At 73.1% G+C, this 24,073-nt stretch carries 23 protein-coding genes; 12 read left to right on the top strand and 11 right to left on the bottom strand.

Features of this window, described 5'->3' with window-relative positions:
- Positions 1–394 precede the first annotated feature (394 nt).
- Positions 395–2,113, top strand: a complete 1,719-nt coding sequence (locus tag ADL08_RS28245; RefSeq protein ID WP_199837105.1) for a chitinase — start codon at positions 395–397, stop codon at positions 2,111–2,113.
- An 88-nt stretch (positions 2,114–2,201) separates the two neighbouring features.
- Here the strand turns inward: ADL08_RS28245 and ADL08_RS28240 are convergent, their stop codons facing one another.
- Entirely contained in the window at positions 2,202–3,482 is a 1,281-nt protein-coding gene (locus ADL08_RS28240; protein ID WP_420709668.1) for a serine/threonine-protein kinase, read from the bottom strand.
- 156 nt (positions 3,483–3,638) lie between these two features.
- On the opposite strand from ADL08_RS28240, the gene ADL08_RS28235 reads away from it, so the two are divergent.
- Positions 3,639–5,018 (top strand): M14 family metallopeptidase, encoded by a 1,380-nt coding sequence (locus ADL08_RS28235; protein WP_053647908.1) that lies wholly within the window; start codon positions 3,639–3,641, stop codon positions 5,016–5,018.
- 190 nt (positions 5,019–5,208) lie between these two features.
- Positions 5,209–6,081 (top strand): hypothetical protein, encoded by an 873-nt coding sequence (locus tag ADL08_RS28230; protein ID WP_053647905.1) that lies wholly within the window; start codon positions 5,209–5,211, stop codon positions 6,079–6,081.
- 82 nt (positions 6,082–6,163) lie between these two features.
- Here ADL08_RS28230 and ADL08_RS28225 read toward each other — a convergent pair whose 3' ends face one another.
- From ADL08_RS28225 to ADL08_RS28215, 3 genes are read right to left on the bottom strand one after another with little or no spacing between them, the layout of a single operon-like run.
- The gene (locus ADL08_RS28225) at positions 6,164–6,586 is read right to left on the bottom strand and encodes a RidA family protein (protein WP_053647903.1); all 423 of its coding nucleotides are present in this window, start codon (positions 6,584–6,586) and stop codon (positions 6,164–6,166) included.
- A complete protein-coding gene (locus ADL08_RS28220; RefSeq protein ID WP_053647901.1) occupies positions 6,583–7,344 on the bottom strand; it encodes an IclR family transcriptional regulator in 762 nt (253 codons plus the stop codon). Before ADL08_RS28220 ends, ADL08_RS28225 begins: the two co-directional genes overlap by 4 nt.
- Positions 7,341–8,387 (bottom strand): sugar kinase, encoded by a 1,047-nt coding sequence (locus ADL08_RS28215; protein WP_063885367.1) that lies wholly within the window; start codon positions 8,385–8,387, stop codon positions 7,341–7,343. Before ADL08_RS28215 ends, ADL08_RS28220 begins: the two co-directional genes overlap by 4 nt.
- Before the next feature lie 240 nt (positions 8,388–8,627).
- Here ADL08_RS28215 and ADL08_RS28210 point away from each other — a divergent pair, with 240 nt between their 5' ends.
- Both ADL08_RS28210 and ADL08_RS28205 read left to right on the top strand, forming a co-directional pair.
- Complete coding sequence (locus tag ADL08_RS28210) at positions 8,628–9,974, top strand: alanine racemase (RefSeq protein ID WP_078968497.1); 1,347 nt, start codon at positions 8,628–8,630, stop codon at positions 9,972–9,974.
- A 19-nt stretch (positions 9,975–9,993) separates the two neighbouring features.
- Positions 9,994–11,598, top strand: coding sequence for an N-acyl-D-amino-acid deacylase family protein (locus tag ADL08_RS28205; protein ID WP_053647897.1), 1,605 nt, complete (start codon positions 9,994–9,996; stop codon positions 11,596–11,598).
- On the opposite strand, the gene mptB is transcribed toward ADL08_RS28205, so the two are convergent.
- Positions 11,573–13,081: a polyprenol phosphomannose-dependent alpha 1,6 mannosyltransferase MptB gene (gene mptB / locus ADL08_RS28200; protein ID WP_053647894.1), complete on the bottom strand. Its 1,509-nt coding sequence runs from the start codon at positions 13,079–13,081 to the stop codon at positions 11,573–11,575. The genes ADL08_RS28205 and mptB overlap by 26 nt on opposite strands.
- Positions 13,082–13,199: 118 nt before the next feature.
- Between mptB and ADL08_RS28195 the strand changes: the two genes are divergently transcribed.
- The gene (locus ADL08_RS28195; protein ID WP_053647892.1) at positions 13,200–14,411 is read left to right on the top strand and encodes a pyridoxal phosphate-dependent aminotransferase; all 1,212 of its coding nucleotides are present in this window, start codon (positions 13,200–13,202) and stop codon (positions 14,409–14,411) included.
- A 114-nt stretch (positions 14,412–14,525) separates the two neighbouring features.
- Positions 14,526–14,921, top strand: coding sequence for a hypothetical protein (locus tag ADL08_RS28190; protein WP_053647891.1), 396 nt, complete (start codon positions 14,526–14,528; stop codon positions 14,919–14,921).
- A 408-nt stretch (positions 14,922–15,329) separates the two neighbouring features.
- Here the strand turns inward: ADL08_RS28190 and ADL08_RS28185 are convergent, their stop codons facing one another.
- On the bottom strand, positions 15,330–17,153 hold the full coding sequence (locus tag ADL08_RS28185) for a phosphoenolpyruvate carboxykinase (GTP) (protein ID WP_053647889.1): 1,824 nt from the start codon (positions 17,151–17,153) through the stop codon (positions 15,330–15,332).
- 195 nt (positions 17,154–17,348) lie between these two features.
- Here ADL08_RS28185 and trhA point away from each other — a divergent pair, with 195 nt between their 5' ends.
- The 3 genes from trhA (at position 17,349) to ADL08_RS28170 (ending at position 19,299) form a co-directional block, all read left to right on the top strand.
- On the top strand, positions 17,349–18,035 hold the full coding sequence (gene trhA, locus ADL08_RS28180; RefSeq protein ID WP_053647887.1) for a PAQR family membrane homeostasis protein TrhA: 687 nt from the start codon (positions 17,349–17,351) through the stop codon (positions 18,033–18,035).
- Between the two features lie 17 nt (positions 18,036–18,052).
- On the top strand, positions 18,053–18,673 hold the full coding sequence (locus tag ADL08_RS28175; RefSeq protein WP_053647884.1) for a TetR/AcrR family transcriptional regulator: 621 nt from the start codon (positions 18,053–18,055) through the stop codon (positions 18,671–18,673).
- Positions 18,674–18,753: 80 nt separating this feature from the next.
- Positions 18,754–19,299, top strand: coding sequence for a hypothetical protein (locus tag ADL08_RS28170; protein WP_053647883.1), 546 nt, complete (start codon positions 18,754–18,756; stop codon positions 19,297–19,299).
- A gap of 45 nt (positions 19,300–19,344) precedes the next feature.
- Here ADL08_RS28170 and ADL08_RS28165 read toward each other — a convergent pair whose 3' ends face one another.
- The 3 genes from ADL08_RS28165 to ADL08_RS28155 are packed head-to-tail and all read right to left on the bottom strand — an operon-like array spanning position 19,345 to position 21,559.
- Positions 19,345–20,367, bottom strand: coding sequence for a glycoside hydrolase family 26 protein (locus tag ADL08_RS28165; RefSeq protein WP_053647881.1), 1,023 nt, complete (start codon positions 20,365–20,367; stop codon positions 19,345–19,347).
- A gap of 1 nt (position 20,368) precedes the next feature.
- A complete protein-coding gene (locus ADL08_RS28160; RefSeq protein WP_053647879.1) occupies positions 20,369–21,016 on the bottom strand; it encodes a vitamin K epoxide reductase family protein in 648 nt (215 codons plus the stop codon).
- Positions 21,017–21,055: 39 nt separating this feature from the next.
- A complete protein-coding gene (locus tag ADL08_RS28155) occupies positions 21,056–21,559 on the bottom strand; it encodes a DUF5949 family protein (RefSeq protein WP_234352290.1) in 504 nt (167 codons plus the stop codon).
- Between the two features lie 174 nt (positions 21,560–21,733).
- Here ADL08_RS28155 and ADL08_RS28150 point away from each other — a divergent pair, with 174 nt between their 5' ends.
- Both ADL08_RS28150 and ADL08_RS28145 read left to right on the top strand, forming a co-directional pair.
- The gene (locus ADL08_RS28150; RefSeq protein WP_053647877.1) at positions 21,734–22,150 is read left to right on the top strand and encodes a tyrosinase family oxidase copper chaperone; all 417 of its coding nucleotides are present in this window, start codon (positions 21,734–21,736) and stop codon (positions 22,148–22,150) included.
- A complete protein-coding gene (locus tag ADL08_RS28145; protein WP_053647876.1) occupies positions 22,134–23,000 on the top strand; it encodes a tyrosinase family protein in 867 nt (288 codons plus the stop codon). The genes ADL08_RS28150 and ADL08_RS28145 overlap by 17 nt, the downstream gene beginning before the upstream one ends.
- A 95-nt stretch (positions 23,001–23,095) precedes the next feature.
- On the opposite strand, the gene ADL08_RS28140 is transcribed toward ADL08_RS28145, so the two are convergent.
- Both ADL08_RS28140 and ADL08_RS38850 read right to left on the bottom strand, forming a co-directional pair.
- Positions 23,096–23,389 carry a chaplin gene (locus ADL08_RS28140; protein WP_053647874.1) on the bottom strand — a complete coding sequence of 98 codons (294 nt, stop codon included), beginning with the start codon at positions 23,387–23,389 and terminating at the stop codon, positions 23,096–23,098.
- A 455-nt stretch (positions 23,390–23,844) separates the two neighbouring features.
- On the bottom strand, positions 23,845–24,073 hold a 229-nt coding region (locus ADL08_RS38850), incomplete at its 5' end, for an LPXTG cell wall anchor domain-containing protein (RefSeq protein ID WP_159048506.1).

Below are 24,073 nucleotides of genomic sequence, written 5' to 3'. Positions count from 1 at the left end.
CCCTCCGGCCCCCGGGGTCGCGGGGGTCACGGTTCACTTACCGCGTTCGCGGCGTCACACCGGGGTGCGGCCGCCTCTGCACCTTATCCACGTCCCCCGGGGTGGTGAACACACAATCCGCCAAGCTGCCCCCATTTATTTGGGTCCGGCCCCTGGGCCCCGGTCCTGGGCCCGGAACCTGGGCCCCACGGCCCTTTCCGGCCCGGACTCGTCCCGCCGCCCGAACACCGTTTGCCGCCAGAGGTCTTGACAACGCGATTGGTCTGGACCAGCTTGTTCGCACAACGGTGGCCACCGTCCGAACCCGTACCCCTCGTACCGCCTCGTACCCCCGTACGAACCCCTCCGTACGACGACGTACGGCACCTCCACATCCCCAACTCCCCCACGGAGGATGCACGTGGACCGCACCACCACCCGCCCGCGCGGACGCGGATGGCTCGGCGGAGCCCTCGCCCTCGCCGTCGGCTCCGGGCTCGTCCTCGTCGGCGGAGCCGGCACCGCCCAGGCGGCGGACGTCAACGTCGCCAAGAACGCGGGCTTCGAGAACGGCCTCGCCAACTGGGCCTGTTCCGCCGGGAGCGGCGCCGCCGTCTCCTCGCCGGTCCGCACCGGGACCGGCGCCCTCAAGGCGAGCCCGGCCGGTCTCGACAACGCCAAGTGCGTGCAGACCGTGGCCGTGAAGCCCAACTCGACGTACACGCTGAGCGCCTGGGTCCAGGGCGGCTACGCCTACCTCGGCGCGAGCGGCACCGGGACCGGCACCGGCACGGTGTCCACCTGGACGCCGGACTCCCCCTCCTGGAAGCAGCTGACCACCACCTTCACCACGGGCGCCGCCACCACCTCGGTCGAGATCTACACCCACGGCTGGTACGGCACCTCCCCCTACCTCGTCGACGACGTGAGCGTCTACGGGCCCGACGGGGGCGGCGGCCAGGACCCCGACCCGGTCGTCCCGACCACCCCGGCCGGCCTCGCGGCGGGCACCGTCACCTCCTCCTCCGTGAGCCTGAGCTGGGGCGCGGTCTCCGGCGCGACGGCCTACAAGGTGTACCGGGACGGCGCCAACCCGCAGACCGTGAGCGGCACCTCCGCCACGGTCACCGGGCTCACCGCCGACACCGCCTACCAGTTCCAGGTCTCCGCGACGAACGCCGCGGGCGAGTCCGCGAAGTCCGCCGCCGTGTCGGCGCGCACCGCGAAGAACCAGACCGGCCCCGGCCCGGCCGTGCCCAAGCACGCCGTGACCGGCTACTGGCAGAACTTCGACAACGGCGCGGCCAAGCAGAAGCTGCGGGACGTGCAGGCGGCGTACGACATCATCGCCGTCTCCTTCGCCGACTCGACCGCCACGCCCGGCCAGATCGTCTTCAACCTGGACCCGGCCGTCGGCTACGCCTCGGTCGCCGACTTCAAGGCCGACGTCGCGGCCAAGAAGGCGGCCGGCAAGTCCGTGATCATCTCCGTCGGCGGCGAGAAGGGCAACGTCACGATCAACAGCGACGCGAGCGCCACCGCCTTCGCCAACAGCACGTACGCCCTGATGCAGGAGTACGGCTTCAACGGCGTCGACATCGACCTCGAACACGGCATCAACTCCACGTACCTCACCAAGGCGCTGCGCCAGCTCTCCGCGAAGGCGGGTTCGAGCCTGGTGATCACGATGGCCCCGCAGACCATCGACATGCAGTCCACGGGCACGGAGTACTTCAAGACCGCGCTCGCCGTGAAGGACATCCTCACGGTGGTCAACACGCAGTACTACAACAGCGGTTCGATGCTGGGCTGCGACGGCAAGGTCTACAGCCAGGGCTCGGTGGACTTCCTCACCGCGCTCGCCTGCATCCAGATCCAGGGCGGCCTCGACCCGTCCCAGGTCGGTCTGGGCGTCCCCGCCTCCACCCGGGGCGCGAGCAGCGGCTACGTCTCCCCGCAGGTCGTGAACAACGCGCTCGACTGCCTGACCAAGCTCACCAACTGCGGCTCCTTCAAGCCGGCCCAGGCCTGGCCGTCGCTGCGCGGCGCCATGACCTGGTCCACCAACTGGGACGCGACGGCCGGCAACGCCTGGTCGAACGCGGTCGGTCCGCACGTGCACGGCCTCCCGTAACGGGTTCCCTCCCCGTCCCCGTACGGGCTCCGCGGCGCCGCCGCTCTCCCGGCGGCGCCGCGTCGTTCCCGGGGCCTTCCGGGATCCGTCAGCGGCGGGGCAGGAACGTGGCCAGGACCGGGTCGAGCCGGGCCACCCACTCCTCGACCCGGGCGGCGCGGCGGCCGTCGAGCTCGCACGTGTACGCGCCGCCGCCGTGGAGCGAGACCACGACGCGCAGTCCCCGGCCGCGGCGGGTCCGCAGCAGGTCCACGCCCGAGATCTCCTCCCAGCCGAAGTCCACCTCATCGCCGTAGAGCTGGAGGTGGACGCCGGAGCCGTCGACGACGATCCCGGACACCCGGTCGGCGGCCACGAACTCCGGCACGAACCCGGGGCGTACGGATCCGGGGGGTACGAATCCGAGGGGTACGGCGCCGGGCGGTACGGAGGGCGGCGGCGGTACGGCGAAGGCGCCCGGGGCTCCGAAGCCCCGCGGGGGCCCGAACCCCTGGGGCGGCACGTGCGGGGGTGCGTGTCCCGGTGGCGGTGCCTGTCCCGGCGGGGGCCCGTGGGCGGGGGCCGCCGGTACGACCACCGTGGCGGGATGCGGTCCCCCCTCCCCCAGCGCGTCCAGGATCTCGTCCGGCGTGGGGCGTCCGGCCGGGTCCTTGGCGAGGCAGCGGGCCACCAGGCCGCGCAGCGCCTCCGGGACGGAGGCGAGGTCCGGGGCCTCGTGGACCGAGCGGTACATGAGGCCCATCGGCGTGCCCTCCCCGAAGGGGCGGCCGCCCGCGGCGGCGACGAGGACGGCGCCGAGGGCGAAGACGTCGGCGGCGCCCGTCACCTCCTCGCCGAGGGCCTGTTCGGGGGCGAGGTAGCCGGGGGTGCCGAAGGCGGAGCCGGTGGCGGTGAGGCGGGTCGACTCCAGGGCGCGGGCGATCCCGAAGTCGAGGACGCGCGGCCCGTCGGGGGCCATGACGATGTTGCCGGGCTTGAGGTCGCGGTGGACGAGCCCGCAGGCGTGGATGGCCTCCAGGGCCTCCGCGAGCGCGGCCCCGAGCGCGCGCAGCCGCGGCTCGTCCATGGGGCCCTCGGCGGTGACGAGTCCGGCGAGGGTGGGGCCGGGGACGTAGGCGGTGGCGAGCCAGGGCGCCTCGGCGTCGGGGTCGGCGTCGACGACCTGCGCGGTGTGGAAGCCGCCGACCCTGCGGGCCGCGGCGACCTCGGCGCGGAAGCGTGCGCGGAAGGAGGGGTCGGAGGCGAGTTCCGGCCGCGCCACTTTGACGGCGACGGCGCGTCCGCCGCGCGATCGGGCAAGGTAGACGGTGCCCATGCCGCCTTCGCCCAGCTTGTGCTCGATGACGTATCTGCCGATGAGGGTCCCCACGCGGGACAGTATGGCCGAAGTCCGTCTCTTGACCGGTCCATGACATGACCTCACCATGTCCGGAACACCCCGCACGACCCGCACCGCCCCCTCGCACCACCCCCGTTTCCGCTTCGTCGTTGTCGCACCCCCCACCCTCCCCACCCAGGAGACAGCATGCGACGTTCCCTCCGCGCCAGGAGGCCCGGCAGGAGGCCCGCCACCCTCGCGGCCCTCGTGGCACTCGCCCTCGTGGCACCCCTCTCCGCGCTCTCGACGCCCGCCGGGGCCGACCCGGCGTCGACCGCCGCCGGCACCACCACCCGCTCCTCCGCCGCGGCCGAGGAGGTGGTCCGGCAGTACGAGGTGGCCGGACCCGCCACCCCGGCCGCCCGCACCGCGCTCGCCGCCACCGGGGTCTCGATCGACGAGGTCGACGCCCGCGCGGTCGTGGTCAGCGCCAACGCCGCGCAGCTCGGGCGCCTCAGGGCCCTGGGCTACGAGCCCGTCGCCCTGCCGGGCCCGCCGGACCGGGGCGAGGCCGCCCGGTCGGCGCTCGGCCCGCTGGACTTCCCGTCGGCGGACTCCCGCTACCACAACTACGCCGAGGCGAACGCGGAGATCAACCAGCGGCTCGCCCAGTACCCCTCGATCATGAGCAAGCGGGTCATCGGCAAGTCGTACGAGGGCCGGGACGTCGTCGCGATCAAGATCAGCGACAACGTGGCCGCCGACGAGAACGAGCCCGAGGTCCTCTTCACCCACCACCAGCACGCCCGCGAGCACCTCACCGTCGAGATGGCGCTCTACCTGCTGCGCGAACTCGGCGCGGGCTACGGCACGGACAGCAGGGTCACCAACGCCGTGAACGGGCGCGAGATCTGGATCGTCCCCGACCTCAACCCGGACGGCGGCGAGTACGACATCGCCTCCGGCTCCTACCGCAGCTGGCGCAAGAACCGGCAGCCCAACTCCGGCTCCTCGTACGTCGGCACGGACACGAACCGGAACTGGGACTACAAGTGGGGCTGCTGCGGCGGCTCCTCCGGCACCAAGAGCTCCGAGACCTACCGGGGCACGGCCCCCGAGTCCGCCCCCGAGGTGAAGGTCGTCGCCGACTTCGTCCGCTCCCGGGTGGTCGGCGGGAAGCAGCAGATCAAGGCGGCGATCGACTTCCACACGTACAGCGAGCTGGTCCTCTGGCCGTTCGGCTGGACCACCGCCGACACCGCCCCCGGCATGACCCAGGACGACCGGAACGCCTTCGCGGCCGTGGGCAAGAAGATGGCCGCGAGCAACGGCTACACCCCCGAGCAGTCCAGCGACCTGTACGTCACGGACGGCTCGATCGACGACTACCTGTGGGGCGCCCAGAAGATCTTCGCGTACACCTTCGAGATGTACCCGGCCTCGTCCTCCGGCGGCGGCTTCTACCCGCCCGACGAGGTCATCGAACGCGAAACCGCCCGCAACCGGGACGCGGTGCTCCAACTCCTGGAGAACGCCGACTGCATGTACCGCTCGATCGGCAAGCAGGGGCAGTACTGCGCGGCCTGATCCGGTGGACGTTCCGGGGCCGGCGGAGGATCTCCTCCGCCGGCCCCTCCCGGTCGCTCCCGGCCGGCGCGGCATGCCGCGAAAGAGAGCGGAGACCTCCGCGCCCACCGCGCATCGGGTACGCCAACTGCCTTTTCCCAATATCGGTTGTTCACGGTGCAGGAGTGTCGCAGGACTGTAGATTCCTGCCATGGCCAAGAGCAGAGCGAGTGAGAACCCGGAGTCGCGTTTCTCCGCCGTACTGGCGAGCGTGGCGAACCTTCCGGGCGTACGCATCGACAGGGAGGCGTACCTCCGAAGCGCGCTGGCCCGTCACTGCTCCGAGGACGAGATCCGCACGGCGATCGAGGAGACCCCCGCGGCGGCGGGAATCCCCCTCGACATCCTGGACAAGGCGGCCGACGCCTCCATCACCTACGAGACCAGCAAAGCCGGGGCCCTCTCCGCGGCCGCCGGAATGCCCGGCATCTTCGCCCTGCCCGTCACCGTTCCCACCGACATGGCCCAGTACATGAGCCACATGCTGCGCATCGCGCAGAAGCTGGCCTACCTCTACAGCTGGCCCGACCTGCTCTCCACCAGCAGCGACGATCTCGACGACGCCACCAAGGGGGTCCTCACGCTCTTCGTCGGCGTGATGTTCGGCACCCAGTCGGCGAACACCGCCGTGGGGCAGATCTCGGGAATGATGGCGAAGGAAGTCGCCAGGAAACTGCCCCAGAAGGCGCTCACCCAGGGCGTCGTCTACCCGATCGTGAAGAAGGTCGCGGCCTATCTCGGCGTCGAGATGACGAAGCAGACCTTCGCGAAGACCGTCTCCAAGGCCATCCCCGTCGTCGGCGCCGTCGTCTCCGGCGGACTCACCCTCGCGACCTCCCGCCCCATGGCGAAAAGGCTGAAGAAGCACCTCTCCGGCCTGGAGCTGGCGAACCCGGCGCGCCGCGCCGCGGACGGAGACGTCGTGAACGGGGAAGTCGTGAACGGGGAAGTCGTGGACGGGGACGTCGTGGACGGGGACGTCCGCGGTTCCGCCGCGGGGCGCACCGAGCCCTCTCCCGCCTGACGCGAGCCGGAAGGACCGGTGCGGGCCCGTACCTCCCGGGGAGGTGCGGGCCCGCTTCCGCCGTCGCACCCGGAGGGGCTTCTCAGCCCAGGACCGCCAGCGCGTCGATCTCGATGAGGAGGCCGGGCGGGAGGCCGACGTAGACGGTGGTGCGGGCGGAGGCGGGGGCCTTGAGGCCCTGCTCCTCGAAGTACTGGTTGTAGATCTCGTTCATCTCGGCGAAGTGGTCCACGTCCGTCAGGTAGACGCGCGTCATCATCACGTCGTCCCAGGTCGCGCCGCCCTCCTCCAGGATCGCCTTGACGTTGGCGAAGGTCTGGAGGGTCTGCTCGCGCAGGGTCGGGCCCGCGACGGCGGGGGCCTGCCCCTCGACGGCGGGCAGGAAGCCGACCTGGCCCGCCACCTGGAGGATGTTGCCCTTCTTCACGCCGTGCGAGAACTTCGCGGGCGGGGTGGTGTGGGTCGCCGGGGTCAGGGCGGTCTTCTCGGTCGTCTGCTCGCTCATGCGGTGTCCTTGGTCGGGGCGGTGCCGGAGTACTCCCGGCTGATGGCGTCCGCGGTGCGGCGCACCTGCGGGAGGAGGGTGAGGAGTTCCTCGGCCGTGACGACCACGTTGGGCGCCGAGACCGACATGGCCGCGACGACCCGCCCGTCGGCGCCCCGGACGGGGGCGCCGACGCAGTTGATGGACTCCTCGTGGCCGCCGAGGTCGGTGGCCCACCCCTGCTCGCGCACGGTCGCCAGCTCCTTGAGGAAGGCGGCGGCGTTCGGCGTCGAACGGGGCGTGTACGGGGGGTAGTCGAGCTTCGCGGCGACCGCGCGCCGCTCGGCCTCGGGCAGGTCGGCCAGGAGCAGCTTGGCGACGGCGGCGACGGTGATCGCGACGGGCCTGCCGATGCGCGAGTACATCCGGACCGGGTAGCGGCTCTCGACCTTGTCGATGTAGAGGACCTCGCCCTCCTCGTACACCGCGAGGTGGATCGTGTGCCCGATCCGCTCGTTGAGGGCGGTGAGGTAGGGGTGGGCGATCTCCCGGATGTCGAGGTTCTCCACGGCCTCCTGCGCGAGCGCGAAGAGCCGGGCGCCGAGGCGGTAGCGCTGGTCCTGCTGGCGGTGGACGAGGCCGTGCTCGTGGAGGGTGCGCAGCAGCCGCAGGGCCGTGGACTTGTGGACGCCGAGGCTCTCGGCGACCTGCCCGAGGTCGGCGGGGCCCCGCGCGAGCAGCGGCAGGATGCTGAGCGCCCGGTCGACGGTCTGGCTCATGGCGTGCGTACCTCCTGGTCGTCCCCCGTACGGCCGGGGCCCCGCGGGTCGTCGCCCGTCCGGCCGGGGTCCTTCTCGTCGGCCTCCGTCCAGCCGGGGCCGAGGTGAAGTGTCCCCCAGTCCTCGTCGCCGAGCGCGGCCAGGCGGTCGGCGCGGTCGCGGCGGGGCGGGGCGGCCAGGTCGCCGGGGACGGTGAGGGCGGCGGCGGCCGCGAGGTGCCCGTGCCGGAGCCGGGCCCCGAGGCCGAGGCCGCGCAGGGTCGCGGAGAGGAAGCCGGCGGCGAAGGCGTCCCCGGCGCCGATCGGGGAGACGACGTCGACGCGGGGCGCGGGGACGAAGACCCCGTCCCCCTCGTCCTCATGGGCTCCCCGGTCGACGGCGACGGCCCCGGTCCCGCCCAGCTTGACCACGACGGTCCCCGGTTCGGGGAGCGCGTCGAAGACCGCGCGGGGGTCCGCCAGGCCCCACAGCCGTTCCGCCTCGTCCGCCCCGACGAAGACGACGTCGGCGCGGCGGGCGAGCCCGAGGAGCACGCCGGGGGCGTCGCCGGCGCGCCACAGGGCGGGCCGGTGGTTGACGTCGAAGGAGACGAGCGGCCGGCCGGGGCGCGGGGCGGTGAGCTCCCGCACCAGGGCCAGGCAGTCCCCGGAGAGGGCGGCGGTGATGCCGGTGAGGTGCAGGATCCGGGCGCCGTCGACGCTCTCGTACGGGACGGTCGCGGGCGACATGGCCGAGGCGGCGGAACCGGCCCGGTAGTAGACGACCTCGTGGGCGTCGGTGGCCCGGTCCTCGTCCGTGCGGAAGTAGATCCCGGTCGGCCGGTGCGGGTCGCGGCCGACGGCGGTGACGTCCACGCCGTGGCCGCCGATGACGTCGACCAGGTGGTCGCCGAAGCCGTCGCGGCCGACGCGGCCGACCCACTTGGCGCGGTGTCCGGCGGCGGCCAGGACGCAGGCGACGTTGGACTCGGCGCCGCCGATCGCGCGGGTGAAGGAGGGGACGTCCGCGAGGCGGCCCGGTCGGGAGGGGAGGAAGGTGACCATGGACTCACCGAGACAGACGACGTCCACGGAGCCCACGGGTTCCACAGGGCCCACGGGTTCCACAGGGCCCACGGGTTCCACAGGGCCCACGGGTTCCACGGGTTCCACGGGGCGGACGGCGTCCGGGATCGCGTGTCCGCTCACTCTCGTGCTCCCTGCGACTCCCACGGGTCCATTGACCCGGCCTTGGCCCGGATGTTAGACAGCCGTGAGCAAGATGCGCAATGAGCGTTGCACTGAATGCAACACCGCGAGGAGGAGCCCATGGCAGGCCCGGCGAACAAGACGCCCGCGCAGGAGCAGGCACGGAAGGAGTACGAGGTCCCCGACCTCTCCGCCGAGCGCGTCGACCACCGCTTCAAGGCCCTCCCCCCGGACGCCGCGGGCCTGACCGTCGGCGAGCTCTCCGCCCAGCGCCGCGACCTGTTCACCGGCGGCTACACCACCCCCGTCCTCGCCCTCTCCGCCGAGTCGGTCGAGCACAACCTGCGCCTCCTGGAGACGTACGCCGAGCGCCACGGCCTCGCCTTCGCCCCGCACGGCAAGACCTCCATGGCCCCGCAGCTCTTCGACCGGCAGCTGGCGCACGGCGCCTGGGGCATCACCGCCGCCGTGCCCCACCAGGCCCGCGTCTACCGCGCCCACGGCATCGCCCGGATCTTCCTCGCCAACGAGCTGGTCGACCCCGTCGCCCTGCGCTGGCTCGCCGCCGAGCTCGACGCCGATCCGGACTTCCGCTTCGTCTGCTACGTCGACTCCGTGCGCGGCGTCGAGCTGATGGACGAGGCCCTGCGCGCCGCCGGGGCGGGCCGCGCGGTGGACGTCGTCGTCGAGCTGGGCGCGGGCGAGGGGGCCCGCACCGGCGCCCGCACGGAGGCCGGGTGCGCCGCCGTCGCGGACGCGGTCGCCGCCACCGCCACCCTCCGCCTCGTCGGCGTCGCCGGGTACGAGGGCGAGGTGCCGGAGGCGGACCCCGAGCGGGTCCGCGCCTGGCTGCTGCGGCTCACCGGCCTCGCCGCCGCCTTCGACGCGGCGGGCCGCTTCGACGCCGGGATCGGCGAGATCGTGGTGAGCGCGGGCGGCAGCGCCTGGTTCGACACGGTCGCGGAGGTCTTCGCGGAGCTGCCCGCGTTCTCCCTCCCGGTCCTGAGGCTGCTGCGCTCCGGCGCGTACGTCTCGCACGACGACGGCCGCTACCGGGACGTCACCCCCTTCAACCGGGTCCCCGAGGAGGGCGCGCTCCAGCCGGCGTTCCGCCTCTGGTCGCAGGTCGTCTCCCGGCCCACCGGCGAGCAGGCCTTCACCAACGCGGGCAAGCGGGACGCCGCCCACGACCTGGACCTCCCGGAGGCGCAGGTGGTCCGCGACGCCCGCACGGGCGAGATCCGTCCCGCCGCGGGCATCACCGTGACGGGCCTCTCCGACCAGCACGCCTGGCTGCGCACGGAGCCGGGCGCGGACCTGGAGGTCGGGGACTGGGTGGGGATGGGCCTCTCCCACCCGTGCACGTCCTTCGACAAGTGGCAGCTCATCCCGCTGGTCGAGGCCGACGGCACGGTGGTCGACCACGTCCGTACGTTCTTCTAGGCGCCGGGGAGCCGGAACAGTGCTGGAACTCGTCATCCGCGACGCCGAGGTCGTCGACGGCGGCGGCGGCCCCTCCTACCGGGCCGACGTCGGCGTCGAGGACGGCCGGATCACCACGATCGTCCAGGAGGCGGCCGCCGCCGGCTGCCAGCGGCCCGCCGGCCGCCGGATCCTGGACGCCGAGGGCCTCGTCCTCTCCCCCGGCTTCGTCGACATGCACGCCCACAGCGACCTCGCGCTGCTGCGCGACCCGGACCACTCCGCGAAGGCCGCGCAGGGCGTGACCCTGGAGGTGCTGGGCCAGGACGGCCTGTCGTACGCGCCGGTGGACGACCGCACGCTCGCGGAGGTGCGGCGGGCGATCACCGGCTGGAACGGCGACGGCTCCGACCTGGACCTGGACTGGCGGACGGTCGGCGAGTACCTGGACCGGCTCGACGGCGCGCACGGCGGCCGGGGCATCGCCGTCAACGCCGCCTACCTCGTCCCCCAGGGGACGGTCCGGGCCCTCGCCGTCGGCTGGGAGGACCGCCCGGCGACGGCGGCCGAGCTGGACCGGATGCGGCGGCTCGTCGCCGAGGGCCTGGAGCAGGGCGCGGTCGGCATGTCCTCCGGCCTCACGTACACCCCCGGGATGTACGCGCCGGACGCGGAGCTGACCGAGCTGTGCCGGGTCGTCGCGGAGTACGGCGGCTACTACTGCCCGCACCACCGCTCGTACGGGGCCGGGGCCCTCGACGCGTACGCGGAGATGATCGCCCTCACCCGGGAGGCCGGGTGCGCCCTGCACCTGGCCCACGCCACCATGAACTTCGGCGTGAACGAGGGCCGGGCCCCCGAGCTGCTCGCCCTCCTGGACGGGGCCCTGGACGCCGGCGCGGACATCAGCCTCGACACGTACCCGTACACCCCCGGCTGCACGACCCTGGTGGCCCTGCTGCCGAGCTGGGTGAGCGAGGGCGGCCCGGAGGCGGTGCTCGCGCGGCTGCGGGACGACGCGACGGCCGAGCGGATCCGGCACCACCTGGAGGAGACCGGCTCGGACGGCTGCCACGGCGTCCCGGTCGACTGGGCCACGATCGAGGTGTCGGGGGTGAACGACCCCGCGCTCGCGGAGTTCACCGGCCGCCGTCTCGACGGCTGGGCCGCGGCCCGCCGGCTGCTCCTGGAGGACCGGCTCGGCACGACGGTCCTCCAGCACGTGGGCCACGAGGAGAACGTCCGGACGATCATGCGCCACCGGGTGCACACGGGCGGCTCGGACGGCATCCTCCAGGGCCGCAAGCCGCACCCGCGCGCGTACGGCACGTTCCCCGAGTACCTGGGGCGGTACGCGCGCGACCTGGGCGTCCTCTCCCTGGAGGAGTGCGTCGCCCATCTGACCTCCCGCCCGGCCGCCCGCCTCCGCCTCCCCGACCGGGGCCTGGTCCGCGAGGGGTACGCGGCCGACCTGGTCCTCTTCGACCCGGCGACGGTCGCCTCGGGCGCGACGTACGAGAACCCCAGGACCCCGCCGACGGGCATCCCGCACGTCCTGGTCGGGGGGAGGTTCGTGATCGAGGACGGCCGGCGGACGGACGTGCTCGCGGGCCGCGCGATCAGGAGGACGCCGGTCCCCCGGTAGGGCCCGCCCGCCCCCGCCCCGCGCCCACCGGGCCGGCGCCCTCCGCGGCGCCGGCCCGCCACGGCTCCCGCCGCGCCCGCGCCAGGCCGAGCACGACCACGACGCCCGCCGCCGCGAACCCGTACCAGGGCGTCCGCCCCGACGGCGCCGTCTCGTACACGAGGGCCGCCGAGAGCACCGCGAGGACCTGCCCCGCCCTGCCGTACCACGCCACCGACGCGACGACGGCCGTCCCCCACAGCAGGTACCAGGGCTGGACCATCGGCGAGAGCGCGACGAGGGCCACCAGGGAGAGGCCGAGGCCGAGGACCGGGTCGAGGAGTCCCCGCCACGCGCGCCACGCGAGGACCGCGATGACGACGAGCGCGGCGGCGAGGCCCAGCTTCTGCACCACGTCCTTGACCGGGTCGGGGTCGTCCCCGAGGAGCAGTCCGAGCCCGAGCCCGAGGTCGCTGGTGACGGACAGGGCGGTGTGGATGGTCCCGGCCACGCTCTGCGTCCGCAGCCATCCGAACCCGGTCCCGGCGAGCAGCGTCACCCCCGCCGCCACGGCCCCCGCGACGGCCCCGGGGAGCACGAGGCCCTTCGCCAGGCCCCGGGCGCCGCCCCCGGCCCGGCGCGCCACCATCACCCCGATGAAGAGCAGGGCGACCGCCGCCGGGGACTTCACCGTCAGCGCGAGGCCGACGAGGGCGCTGCCGGGGACCCACCGGCCCCGCGTCGCGAGCAGGACCCCGGCGAGGACGGTCCCGATCATCAGGCCGTCGTTGTGGGTGCCGCCGACGACGTGGATCAGGAAGAGCGGGTTGAGGACGGCCAGCCACAGCGCGCCCGCCCGGCCGCCGGGCCCGCCGCCGAGCCCCCGTACGGCCCACGCGGTGAGCGCGAGGGCGCCGAGGGCGATCAGGCGCATGCCGAGGACGGCGGGCACGACCGCCCCGCCGGTGGCCTTCACGACCGCCGCCGCGAGGAGCAGGAAGACCGGCCCGTACGGGGCGGGGGTGTCGGTCCAGTGCCCGCCGACGCTCGCCGCCGCCTCGGCGCCGAGCTCGCCGGGGCCGAGGACGGAGGGCCCGGCGCCGTACACGTCGTGCCCTTCGAGGACCATCGCGCCCTGGGCGACGTAGCTGTAGACGTCCGCGCTGTGCAGCGGCGGGGCGAGGAGCAGCGGCACGGTCCAGCAGACGAGGGTGGCGAGGACCCCGTCCCGTACGCCCCGGCCTCCGGCTCCCCGGGCCTCGGACGGCCCGTCCCGCACCTCCCGGGCGAGCAGCGCGCCGTACCGCCCCCACGCGGCGACGAGCAGGGTCAGGCCGAGGTACGCGAGGAGGGTCCCGGCGAGGGCGGGCGCCGGGCCGTGCCGCTCCCACAGCCCCCAGCCGCCGCGCACCGGCAGCGTCCCGGCGAACCATCCGCCCACGGCGACGGCGAGCGACCCGCCCGCACCCAGCCACCGGCATCCGGAGGCACTGAAGACCCACATGGCGTGCCAACCTATCCGGCCCCGTTCCGGCGCGCCGCGCCCGGTCCCCGGCCGACGCCCTCCCCGACGTGGCCCAAAACACGAAGCGTCCCGGCCGCCCCGGTCGTAAGCTCTCGTCATGCAGGTGATCCAGTCCACGAAGCTCGCCAACGTCTGTTACGAAATCCGGGGTCCGGTGCTCGAAGAGGCGATGCGGCTCGAAGCCGCGGGTCATCGCATCCTCAAGCTGAACACGGGCAACCCGGCCGCCTTCGGCTTCGAGTGCCCGCCCGCCATCCTGGAAGACGTGCTGCGCAACCTCGCGGACGCGCACGGCTACGGGGACGCGAAGGGGCTGCTCTCGGCCCGCCGGGCGGTCATGAGCCACTACGAGACCAAGGGCATCCCGCTCTCCGTCGAGGACATCTACCTCGGCAACGGCGTCTCCGAGCTGATCCAGATGGCGATGCAGGCGCTCCTCGACGACGGCGACGAGGTCCTCGTCCCGGCCCCGGACTACCCGCTGTGGACGGCCTCGGTGTCGCTCGCGGGCGGCACGGCCGTGCACTACCGCTGCGACGAGCAGGCCGACTGGATGCCGGACCTCGCGGACATCGAGCGGAAGATCACCGACCGCACCAAGGCGATCGTGATCATCAACCCGAACAACCCGACGGGCGCCGTCTACGACGACGAGATGCTGCGTTCCCTGACGGAGATCGCCCGGCGCCACAACCTGGTCGTCTGCTCGGACGAGATCTACGACAAGATCCTCTACGACGGCACGACGCACACCCCGACCGCCGCGATCGCCCCCGACCTGCTCTGTCTCACCTTCAACGGGATGAGCAAGAACTACCGGGTGGCCGGCTTCCGCTCGGGCTGGCTCGCGGTCTGCGGCCCGAAGCACCACGCGTCCTCGTACATCGAGGGCCTGACGATCCTCGCCAACATGCGCCTCTGCGCGAACATGCCGGCGCAGCACGCGGTGGCCGCCGCCCTCCAGGGCCGGCAGTCGATAGAGGACCTGGTCCTGCCGGGCGGGCGGCTCCTGGAGCAGCGGGACACGGCGTACGAGCTCCTCACCCGGATCCCGGGCGTGACGTGCGTGAAGCCGAAGGGGGCGCTGTACCTCTTCCCGCGGCTCGACCCGAGCGTCTACAAGATCAAGGACGACCGGCAGATGGTCCTGGACCTGCTGCGGGCCGAGAAGATCATGGTGGTGCACGGGACGGGCTTCAACTGGCACGAGCCGGACCACTTCCGGATCGTGACGCTGCCGGCGGCGGCGGACCTGGCGGACGCGGTGACGCGGATCGGGCGGTTCCTGGACGGCTACAGCCAGCCGTAGCCTCCGGTGCGACCAGCGGCGGGGGCCGGTGACGGGCCTCCCGCTTCCGGACTCGAATCAACTTTAGACTGAATCTAAGCTAGGATGGCTCCAGAGCACTCAGGAGGCCGTCCCATGTACGAACCGATCCGCACCAAGTCGGTCCACCGGATGGCCGACGACGACCACGACGCGTATCCGCACCGCTCCCGCGAGGAGGAGCTGGACATCCAGCTCGCCGGACACCTCGCGGCCCTGCTCGCCGTCACCGACGAGCTGGGCGACACGGAGGCCGGCGAGCTCATCGCCCGGCAGGTGGCGCGGCTGCGCGGCGCACCGCCCGCGCGGCACGCGGCCCTGAGCGGTTCGCCCGCGCGGGAGCTGCACGAGAGGGCGCACGCCCTCGCGGGCCGCGCGCTGGTCGTCGCCGCCTCCCGGGCGGACACGGCCGCCGCGATCCTCGCCGCCGAGCGGATGGACGCGCACACCGCGGCACTGGCCGGGGAACCCACCCTGGCCGCCGCCCCCTGACGGCCCCGGTCCGCGCGGCACGAACCGCGCGGACCGGGTGCCAACCACCCCCGCGAGAGGGCGGGGACGCGTTCACCGGGTGGCGGTCGCCACCGGTCCGGTCGACTCGAACTCCGCGTCGTCCACGACGCACAGCGGCGTGCCGCCCCCGTAGGCCTTCGCGCCCGTGGCCGCCGACCGGCACGAGCACGACCAGCGAGCCCGCCACCAGCGGCACTACCACCCGGCGCGGCACGTGGTCCCCCCTCACGACGGGCTCACGGCACCTCCCGCTCCGGTCGGGGCACATGCGCCGGCCCCCGGAGCCTGAGGGGGCTCCGGGGGCCGGGCGGATCGTGGTGGGCCGTCGTGACCCCACTGGTCAGGGCGGAATGTCGGGGCAACCCACCACGAGTTCGGGGTGCGGGATCAGCCCAGGCGCTCCACGAGCGCGCGGTACTCGTCCCACAGCTCCTTCGGCGTGTGGTCGCCGAAGGTGTTCAGGTGGTCGGGGACGAGGGCGGCCTCCTCGCGCCACACGTCACGGTCGACCTTGAGGAGGAACTCCAGGTCCTCGGCCGGCAGGTCCAGGCCGTCGGTGTCGAGGGACTCCGCGGTCGGCAGGATGCCGATCGGGGTCTCGACGCCCTCCGCCCTGCCGTCGAGGCGCTCGACGATCCACTTCAGGACGCGGCTGTTCTCGCCGAAGCCGGGCCAGACGAACTTGCCGGCGTCGTTCTTGCGGAACCAGTTCACGTAGTAGATCTTCGGCAGCTTCGCCGCGTCGGCACCGGCGCCGACCTTGACCCAGTGGGCCATGTAGTCGCCCATGTTGTAGCCGCAGAAGGGCAGCATGGCGAAGGGGTCGCGGCGCAGCTCGCCGACCTTGCCCTCGGCGGCGGCGGTCTTCTCGGAGGCCACGTTGGCGCCGAGGAAGACGCCGTGGTTCCAGTCGAAGGACTCGGTGACCAGCGGGACGGCGGAGGCGCGGCGGCCGCCGAAGAGGATGGCCGAGATCGGCACGCCCTTCGGGTCCTCCCACTCCGGCGCGATGGTCGGGCACTGTCCGGCGGGGACGGTGAAGCGGGCGTTGGGGTGGGCGGCGGGCGTCTCGGACGCGGGCGTCCAGTCGTTGCCCTTCCAGTCCGTGAGGTGGGCCGGGGCCTCCTCGGTCATGCCCTCCCACCACACGTCGCCGTCGTCGGTGAGCGCGACGTTGGTGAAGACGGAGTTGCCCCAGAGGGTCTTCATGGCGTTGGCGTTGGTGTGCTCGCCGGTGCCGGGCGCGACGCCGAAGAAGCCGGCCTCGGGGTTGATGGCGTAGAGCCGCCCGTCCTCGCCGAAGCGCATCCAGGCGATGTCGTCGCCGATGGTCTCGACGGTCCAGCCGGAGATCGTGGGCTCCAGCATGGCCAGGTTGGTCTTGCCGCAGGCCGACGGGAAGGCGGCGGCGACGTACTTCGACTCGCCCTGCGGCGGGGTGAGCTTCAGGATCAGCATGTGCTCGGCGAGCCAGCCCTCGTCGCGCGCCATGACGGAGGCGATGCGGAGCGCGTAGCACTTCTTGCCGAGCAGGGCGTTGCCGCCGTAGCCGGAGCCGTACGACCAGATCTCGCGGGTCTCGGGGAAGTGCGAGATGTACTTGGTGGAGTTGCAGGGCCACGGCACGTCCTGCTCGCCCTCCGCGAGGGGGGCGCCGAGGGTGTGGACGGCCTTGACGAAGAAGCCGTCGTCGCCCAGCTCGTCGAGGACGGCCCGCCCCATGCGGGTCATGGTGCGCATGGAGACGGCGACGTACGCGGAGTCGGTGATCTCGACGCCGATGGCGGAGAGCGGGGAGCCGACCGGGCCCATGCAGAAGGGCACGACGTACATGGTGCGGCCGCGCATCGAGCCGCGGAAGATGCCGTCCTCGCCGGCGAAGACGGCCTTCATCTCCGCGGGGGCCTTCCAGTGGTTGGTCGGGCCCGCGTCCTCCTCCTTCTCGGAGCAGATGAAGGTGCGGTCCTCGACGCGCGCGACGTCGGAGGGGTCGGAGGCGGCGTAGTAGGAGTTCGGGCGCAGGGTCGGGTCGAGCTTCTTGAACGTCCCCCTGGCGACGAGCTCCTCGCACAGGCGCTCGTACTCGGCCTCGGAGCCGTCGCACCAGACGACGGCGTCCGGCTGGGTGATCTCGGCGATCTCGTTCACCCAGGAGACGAGCTCCTGGTGCTGGGTGGGGACGGTGGTGGGAGCCGCGTTGTCGCGCGCCACGATTGCTCCTTTTGAGGGGTTTTTTAGATTTTTGCCCCGTGGGGGCCGCGACCCGGATGCTTCGTAGCTTGCTCATCCGGTGCCGACCGCACTCATTTGATCATCCGATGGATCCGCCCATCTGTCCAGGGGGCCGCCCATGTGAGCATCGCCACTCGCATCCGGGACCTACGGGCCCGTAGGTACGATTCCGTCATGACTGCAGCAGCACCGGAAGTGACCCCGGCCGACCCCACCCCGGCGCTCCCGCTGAAGCCCATGCTGAGAGGCTGGCTGCACGCGGGCATGTTCCCCGCCGTGATCGTCGCGGGCCTCGTCCTGGTCGCCCTCTCCGACTCCCCCCGCGCCCGCGTCGCCTGCGGGATCTACGTCCTCACCGCCTGCCTGCTCTTCGGCATCAGCGCGCTCTACCACCGCGGCACCTGGGGCCCGCGCGGCGAGGCCGTCCTCCGGCGCCTCGACCACGCCAACATCTTCCTGATCATCGCGGGCACCTACACCCCGCTCACCCTGCTCCTGCTCCCCGACTCCACGGCGAAACCGCTCATGTGGGCGGTCTGGGCGGCGGCCCTCGCCGGCATCGCCTTCCGCGTCTTCTGGGTCGGCGCGCCCCGCTGGCTCTACACCCCCTGCTACATCGCGATGGGCTGGGCCGCCGTCTTCTTCCTGCCCGACTTCATGCGCGCGGGCGGCATCGCCGTCCTCGTCCTGGTCGTCGTCGGCGGCCTGCTCTACAGCGCGGGCGGGATCATCTACGGCATCAAGCGCCCGAACCCGTCCCCGCGCTGGTTCGGCTTCCACGAGGTCTTCCACACGCTGACCCTGGCGGCCTTCATCGTCCACTACGTCGGCATCTCGCTGGTGGCGTACCAGCACTCCTGACCTGGAAGAATGGCGGCATGGCCGCCGACGTCCCCGCCCGCCCCAGCCTCCGCGAACGCAAGAAGGCGAAGACCCGCGCGGCGATCCGGAGGGCCACCTACCGGCTCGCCGCCGAGCACGGCTGGGAGGCGGCCACCACCGACCGGATCGCGGCGGCGGCCGAGGTCTCCCCCTCGACCGTCGCCCGCTACTTCCCGGTCCGCGAGGACATCCTCCTCACCGACGAGGGCGACGCCCTCCTCGAAGCCCGGCTGCGCGCCCGCCCGGCCGGCGAGGACCCCCTGGAATCCCTGCGCGCGGTCCTCCTCGAAGCGGTCCGCACCGCCCTCGCCGAACAGCCGGAGGAGACCCGGCTGCGCGCCCGCCTCATGGTCGAGATCCCCGCTGTGCGCGCCCGCCTCACCGAGACCACCGCCGAGACCGGCCGCCGCCTCACCCGCGTCCTCGCCGACCGCACCGGCCGCGCCCCCGACGCCCTGGAGGTCCGCGTCTTCACCGCCGCCGTCCTCGGCGCCCTGCGCGAGACGACCGCCTACTGGGCCGAACACGACCGCACCGCCGACCTCGTCCCCCTCCTCGACCGCACCCTCGACACCCTCAAGGGCGGCCCGGCACTGCCCCGTCACTCACACGAGTGAAGGGCTGTCCGCGTCGTGGACAGTCGCCCGGAGCGGGCGGAGCATGAGCCACCCGGCAACCCGCACGAAGGGATCGGCCCATGAGGAGATCGATCACGGCAGGCACGTGGAGCGCGGCGGTCGGCCTCGCCCTGCTGTCGGCGCTCGCACCCGCGACCCCGGCCGGCGCCGCGCCCCAGGACCTGGACACCCTCACCTGCGCCGGCACGTCCACCACGACCTACGACCCGCCCATCACCGCCACCCCGGCCACCACCACCCGCACGATCCACCAGACCTACGGCCCCTGCGTCGGCACCGGCGCGGCCGCCACCGTCACCGGGGGCACCCACGACAGCTCCAACACCACGTCCCGCTCCTGCCTCCAGTTGCTGTCCACCGCGACCGTGAGCTGGGTCATCCACTGGAGCAACGGCCAGAGCAGCACGGTCACCGCCCAGCGCGTCTCCAACCTCGCCGGCGCGGTCTTCACCAACACGTTCACCGGCACCGTGACCAGCGGCTTCCTCAAGGACCGCGGGTTCGTGGAGACCATGACGTCACCCTCGCTCCAGATCACCGCCTGCACCCTGGGCCTGGGCTCGGTCTCCGGCCTGGGCGCCGCCCACACCTTCACCCTCCTCTGAGACGACCTCCGAGACCGCCTCCGAGGCGACCTCCGGGAAGGCCCCCTAGGGGGCGCCCTCCGCGCCGGCCCCCGGCCGTCCGCCGAGCGCGCCCCTCACCACCCGCGCCGACTCCGGATTGTCCGGGCACTCCCACACCCCGTGCGGGCAGTAGTCCGTCACCGTCTGGTAGACCGGGCCGTGGACGGTGAACCAGTCGAGCATCCCGCGGACGTACGCCGGGTTGTCGCCGTTCCGGAAGAGGCCCCACTCCGGGTACGAGACGGGCTTGCCGTGCGCGGCGGCGAACCGGACGTGGTGGGCGAGGCCGTACTCCTCGTTGACCTGGTCCTCGAAGGAGAGGCCCTCGGGCTGGTCGTAGGCGTCCATGCCGACGATGTCGACGACGTCGTCCCCCGGGTAGCAGAGCGGCCACGGCACGGCGTCGCGCCCCCGGCTCGCCGTGAAGTCGAAGCGGAACCGCTGCCCCGGCACCGCCCGCAGCACCTCCACCGTCCGCCGCCAGTACGCCTTCCACGCCTCCGGGTCGGGACCGCAGCGGTGGCTGTACGTGGTGCCGTTCATCTCCCAGCCCAGGACCAGGACCGCGTCCCCGAGCCGGTGCTCCACCAGCCGCTCCCCCAGGGCCCGGAAGTGCCCGTCGAACGCGCCCGCCGCGCCCCGCCGCAGCCCTGCGCGCACCTCGGCGTCGGACAGGCCCGCCTCGCTGCGGTCGAGCAGCGGCACGTTGAGCACGAAGAGCCGCCCCGGCCGCTGCTCCTTCCAGCGCACCCACGGCCCGAAGAGCGCCGGATGCCCCTCGATGTTGGACCAGCGGTCCCCCGGCAGGTACGTGTGCCCGACGGTCAGCTCCCCGCCGCCGAGCCAGGACTGCACCTGGGCGATCCGGCGCACCCCCGCCTCGTCGGAGCCGGTGAAGAACCCCGAGGGCACCCCCGCCGACGGCCGCTCCCCGGCGGGCCGCCCGCCGGGCGCGAGCCGGTCGGACGACGGGAAGAGGACGAGAACGGCCGCGAGCAGCACGGTCAGTGCGGCCCGCGGCCGGAAGAGGAGGCGGAGGGGGCTCACGTCAGCCCGTCCAGAAGTCCCACCACCGGGTCAGGATCAGCATCCCGACGATCCCGATGTGCAGGAGGGGCGGGGCGAAGGCGAACTCGCCGAAGAAGGTCCGCACCCCCGCCGGCGCGGGCAGCACCCCGGTCCGGACGTTGTGCGCGGTGACGTACCAGAACATCAGGATCGTCGCGGTCCAGGCCAGGCAGCACCACAGGCAGAGCGCGTTGATCTCGTACAGCGACTGGTGCGTCAGCCAGGTGCAGAAGCCGACCCCGAAGAGCGTCCCGGCGTTCAGGCCGAGCCAGAACCAGCCCCGGTAGCGGGCCCCGGCGAGCAGCCCGGCCCCGATCGCGACGACGACGGCGTACGTGACGAGCCCGAGCATCGGGTTGGGGAACCCGAACACCGCCGCCTGCTCGCTCTTCATGACGCTGCCGCAGGACACCACCGGGTTCAGGCTGCACCCCGGGGTGAAGCCGGGGTCCTCCAGGAGCAGGAACTTGTCGAGCGTGATCACCCAGCCGGCCAGGGCTCCCGCCGCTCCGGTGACCACCAGGAGCCAGGCGAGGGCCCGGCCCGCCCCGACCGGGCCGCCGGCCTCCCGGGAGGTCTCCTCCCGCCGCTGACCCGGCACCCCGCCCCGTACGTCCACCGTCGCCATGGCGCGACTCCTCTTCCCGGTTGTTCCCGCTCTTCCCGTTCAGCCCTGGAGGCGGCGGACCGGCAGCAGGACGTGGGCGCTGTCCGCGAGCATCTCCTCGTCCGAGACGAAGGCCCGCAGCCGCGCCTCGTCGACGGGCCGGCCGGGGACCGCCTCGGGCCAGGGCCGCACCGAGCAGATCAGATAGACCTTGCCGCTCTCGCGGGCGGCGGCCTGCCACTCGTCCGGCACCGGGCACTGCACCTTCAGGAAGGGCAGGCCGAGCACGGCCGAACCGCCCTCGACGAGCAGCGAGGCGTTGATCCCGGTGTCCGTCTCCAGGTCGAAGAGCCGGTCGCCGACCGAGAGGCCCATGGCCTCCAGGGCCGCCCGCATCGCCTGCTGACCGGCCTCCGGTCCGTCCCGGCCGTCGCCGAGCGAGTACGCCATGAGGAACGGCGTGCCCGCCGACTCGGCGGAGGGCTCGCTGGACCACGGGATCACCGTGAGGGTTCCCAGCGGAGAGGCGCTGCGCGCCGAGGAAGCGACGTTGGAAGTGGTCATGAATCGGATGCTAATGCTCCAACCGCCCATTCCCCGCGCGCCTTTCACTCGAACGGCCGACATTCACGCCGCTGGCATTTCCGCCGCAACGAACCCGGGTTTTCATCGTTGTGCCCTGAGGGCTCCCCACTCCCCGCGGCGGGGGACCCCCAGCCGACCATCTGGAGACCACTGATGATCGCCTCGCGCCGCTTCGCACTGCGGTCCCTCTTCGCCCTGGCCGTCACCGCCTTCACGGGCGGAGCCCTCGGCCGCGTCGCGCTCCGCGCCCCGGCCGGAGGGCCGGACGACCCGCCCGCCCCCGACCCGCACGCCTTCGACGAGATGTACGCGGGCCGGCGCATCCTGGGCTTCTCCGGCCCCGGCGGCGAACCGACGGCCCTCGTCGACGGCCGGCCGCTGCACCTGATGCGCTGTGCCGACGGCGGCTACGTCACCCCGATCGACCACTACGAGTCCTGCCCGACGCCCCTGGCGGCGGTCCGCGCGGCCGTGGACGGGCTGGGCACCGCCCCGCTCTCCCCCCTCGCGGGCGCCCACGGCGTCGCCACCGACCCGACGGGAGGGAGCCCGCGTGGTGTACACGCGTAAGAACCAGCGCGACCTGACCGGCGCCGAGCGCCGCACGTTCGTCGCCGCCGTCCTGGAGCTGAAGCGCACCGGGGCGTACGACCGCTTCGTCCGCACCCACATCGACCACTACGTGGCCGACGGGGAGGGCAGGCTGCGGGTCGCGCACATGACGCCGAGCTTCCTGCCGTGGCACCGGAAGTTCCTGCTGGAGTTCGAGACGGCGCTGCGCCGGATCAACCCCACGGTGACCGTCCCCTACTGGGACTGGACCCGGGACAACAGCCCGGCCTCGTCGATCTGGGGCGAGGACTTCATGGGCGGCAACGGGCGCCGGTCCGACCTCCAGGTGATGACCGGCCCCTTCGCGCACTCCTCCGGCCGCTGGAACGTCACCCAGTCGATGACCGAGAGCCGCTTCCTGACCAGGGACTTCGGACGCCCCCACGATCCGATCGCGCTCCCCACCCAGGCCCAGCTGGAGGAGGTGATGCGGGAGCGGGTGTACGACGTGACGCCCTGGAACTCGGCGAGCCGGTCCGGCTTCCGCAACCGCCTGGAGGGCTGGTCGCCGGGACAGGGCAACGACCGGTTCCGGATCCACAACCGGGTGCACCGCTGGGTCGGCGGCCTGATGCTCGGCGGCGGCTCCGTGAACGATCCGGTCTTCTGGCTGCACCACGCCTTCGTGGACCTGGTCTGGTCGCGCTGGCAGCAGCGCAACCCCAGGGCCGCCTACCTGCCGGCGGAGCCGCCGCCGCTGGGCGACGCGCAGTACCGCAAGGTGGTGGCCCGGCACCAGCCGCTGGCGCCGTGGGGGGTGACCCCGGCCTCGCTGTTCGACCACAGCCGGATCTACCGGTACGCCTGAGCCGTCCCGCCCGGGCCGTGCGCGACGGGCCCGTACGCGCGTGTCCCCCCGGTCCTGTCGGGCCGGGGGGACACGCGCGGGGAGCGAGAGGGGGATCAGCCGCCGTAGCCGTCGCCGTCGCCGTCGTGGTCCTTGCGGTCCTCGTCGCCGTCGGCGTTGATGCAGGTGTTGCCGAACGCCGGGTTCAGCAGACCGATGACGTTGACGGTGTTGCCGCAGAGGTTGACCGGGACGTGGACCGGGACCTGGAGGATGTTGCCGGAGGCGACACCGGGCGAGCCGACGGCCGCGGCCTCGGCGCCGGCGTCGGCGACGGCCAGGCCGGCTCCGCTGAGGGCAACGGCACCCGTGCCGACGAGAACAGCGGCAGCCTTCGCGATGCGAGACATCAAGAACTCCTTGGACGTGGAAAGCGACCGCAGGAATCACGGTCGTCATACCGGTTCAACGCCGGCCGGCGTGACGGGTCACGGCCATTGGGCCGAACGGGAAGGAGGAAAAAAGAAGAAATGGCCCGCGGACCGGAATTCCGTCCGCCGTCGGATACGACGGGACGGAGCCGGTCCGCGGGCCTCGGCCATGCGACAAGCCTTCTTCTGCAACGATCGACGGCCCGCCGGGGTGACGGGTCGCGGGTGACGGGAAGAATCGTCCCTTCACCCGCCCGATCGGTGTCCCCGTGCGGTCAGCGCCCGCCGGGCGCCAGCCGACGTGAGAACGCGGATTCGTTCTCTGACAACGAGGCCTTCGGGAGAACGTCGCGGTTTTCCCCTGAGCGCGGCAACGCGCGGGCCCCCACCGGTGAAGGCGGGGGCCCCGATTGACACGGCGTCCGTACGGAGGGTCAGTGCCGGCGCGCGAACCGTCGTCCGGCGCGGACGTAGACCACGGCACCGCCGATGACGAGCGCGACACTGGCCGCGGCCGCCCCCATGAGCGCCGGCTCACTACCGGTCTCGGGGAGCTGCGGCGGCGTGGTGGGGGGCTTCGTCGGCGGGGTCGTGGGGGGTGTGGTGGGAGGCGTCGTCGGCGGCGTGGTCGTCGTCGGCGGAGTGGTGGGCGGAGTCGTCGGC

Origin of the sequence: Streptomyces sp. NRRL F-6492 (assembly GCF_001280125.1) — a bacterium.
In the GTDB taxonomy this organism is placed as follows: domain Bacteria; phylum Actinomycetota; class Actinomycetes; order Streptomycetales; family Streptomycetaceae; genus Streptomyces.
This window is presented reverse-complemented; position numbering and strand designations above follow the sequence as displayed.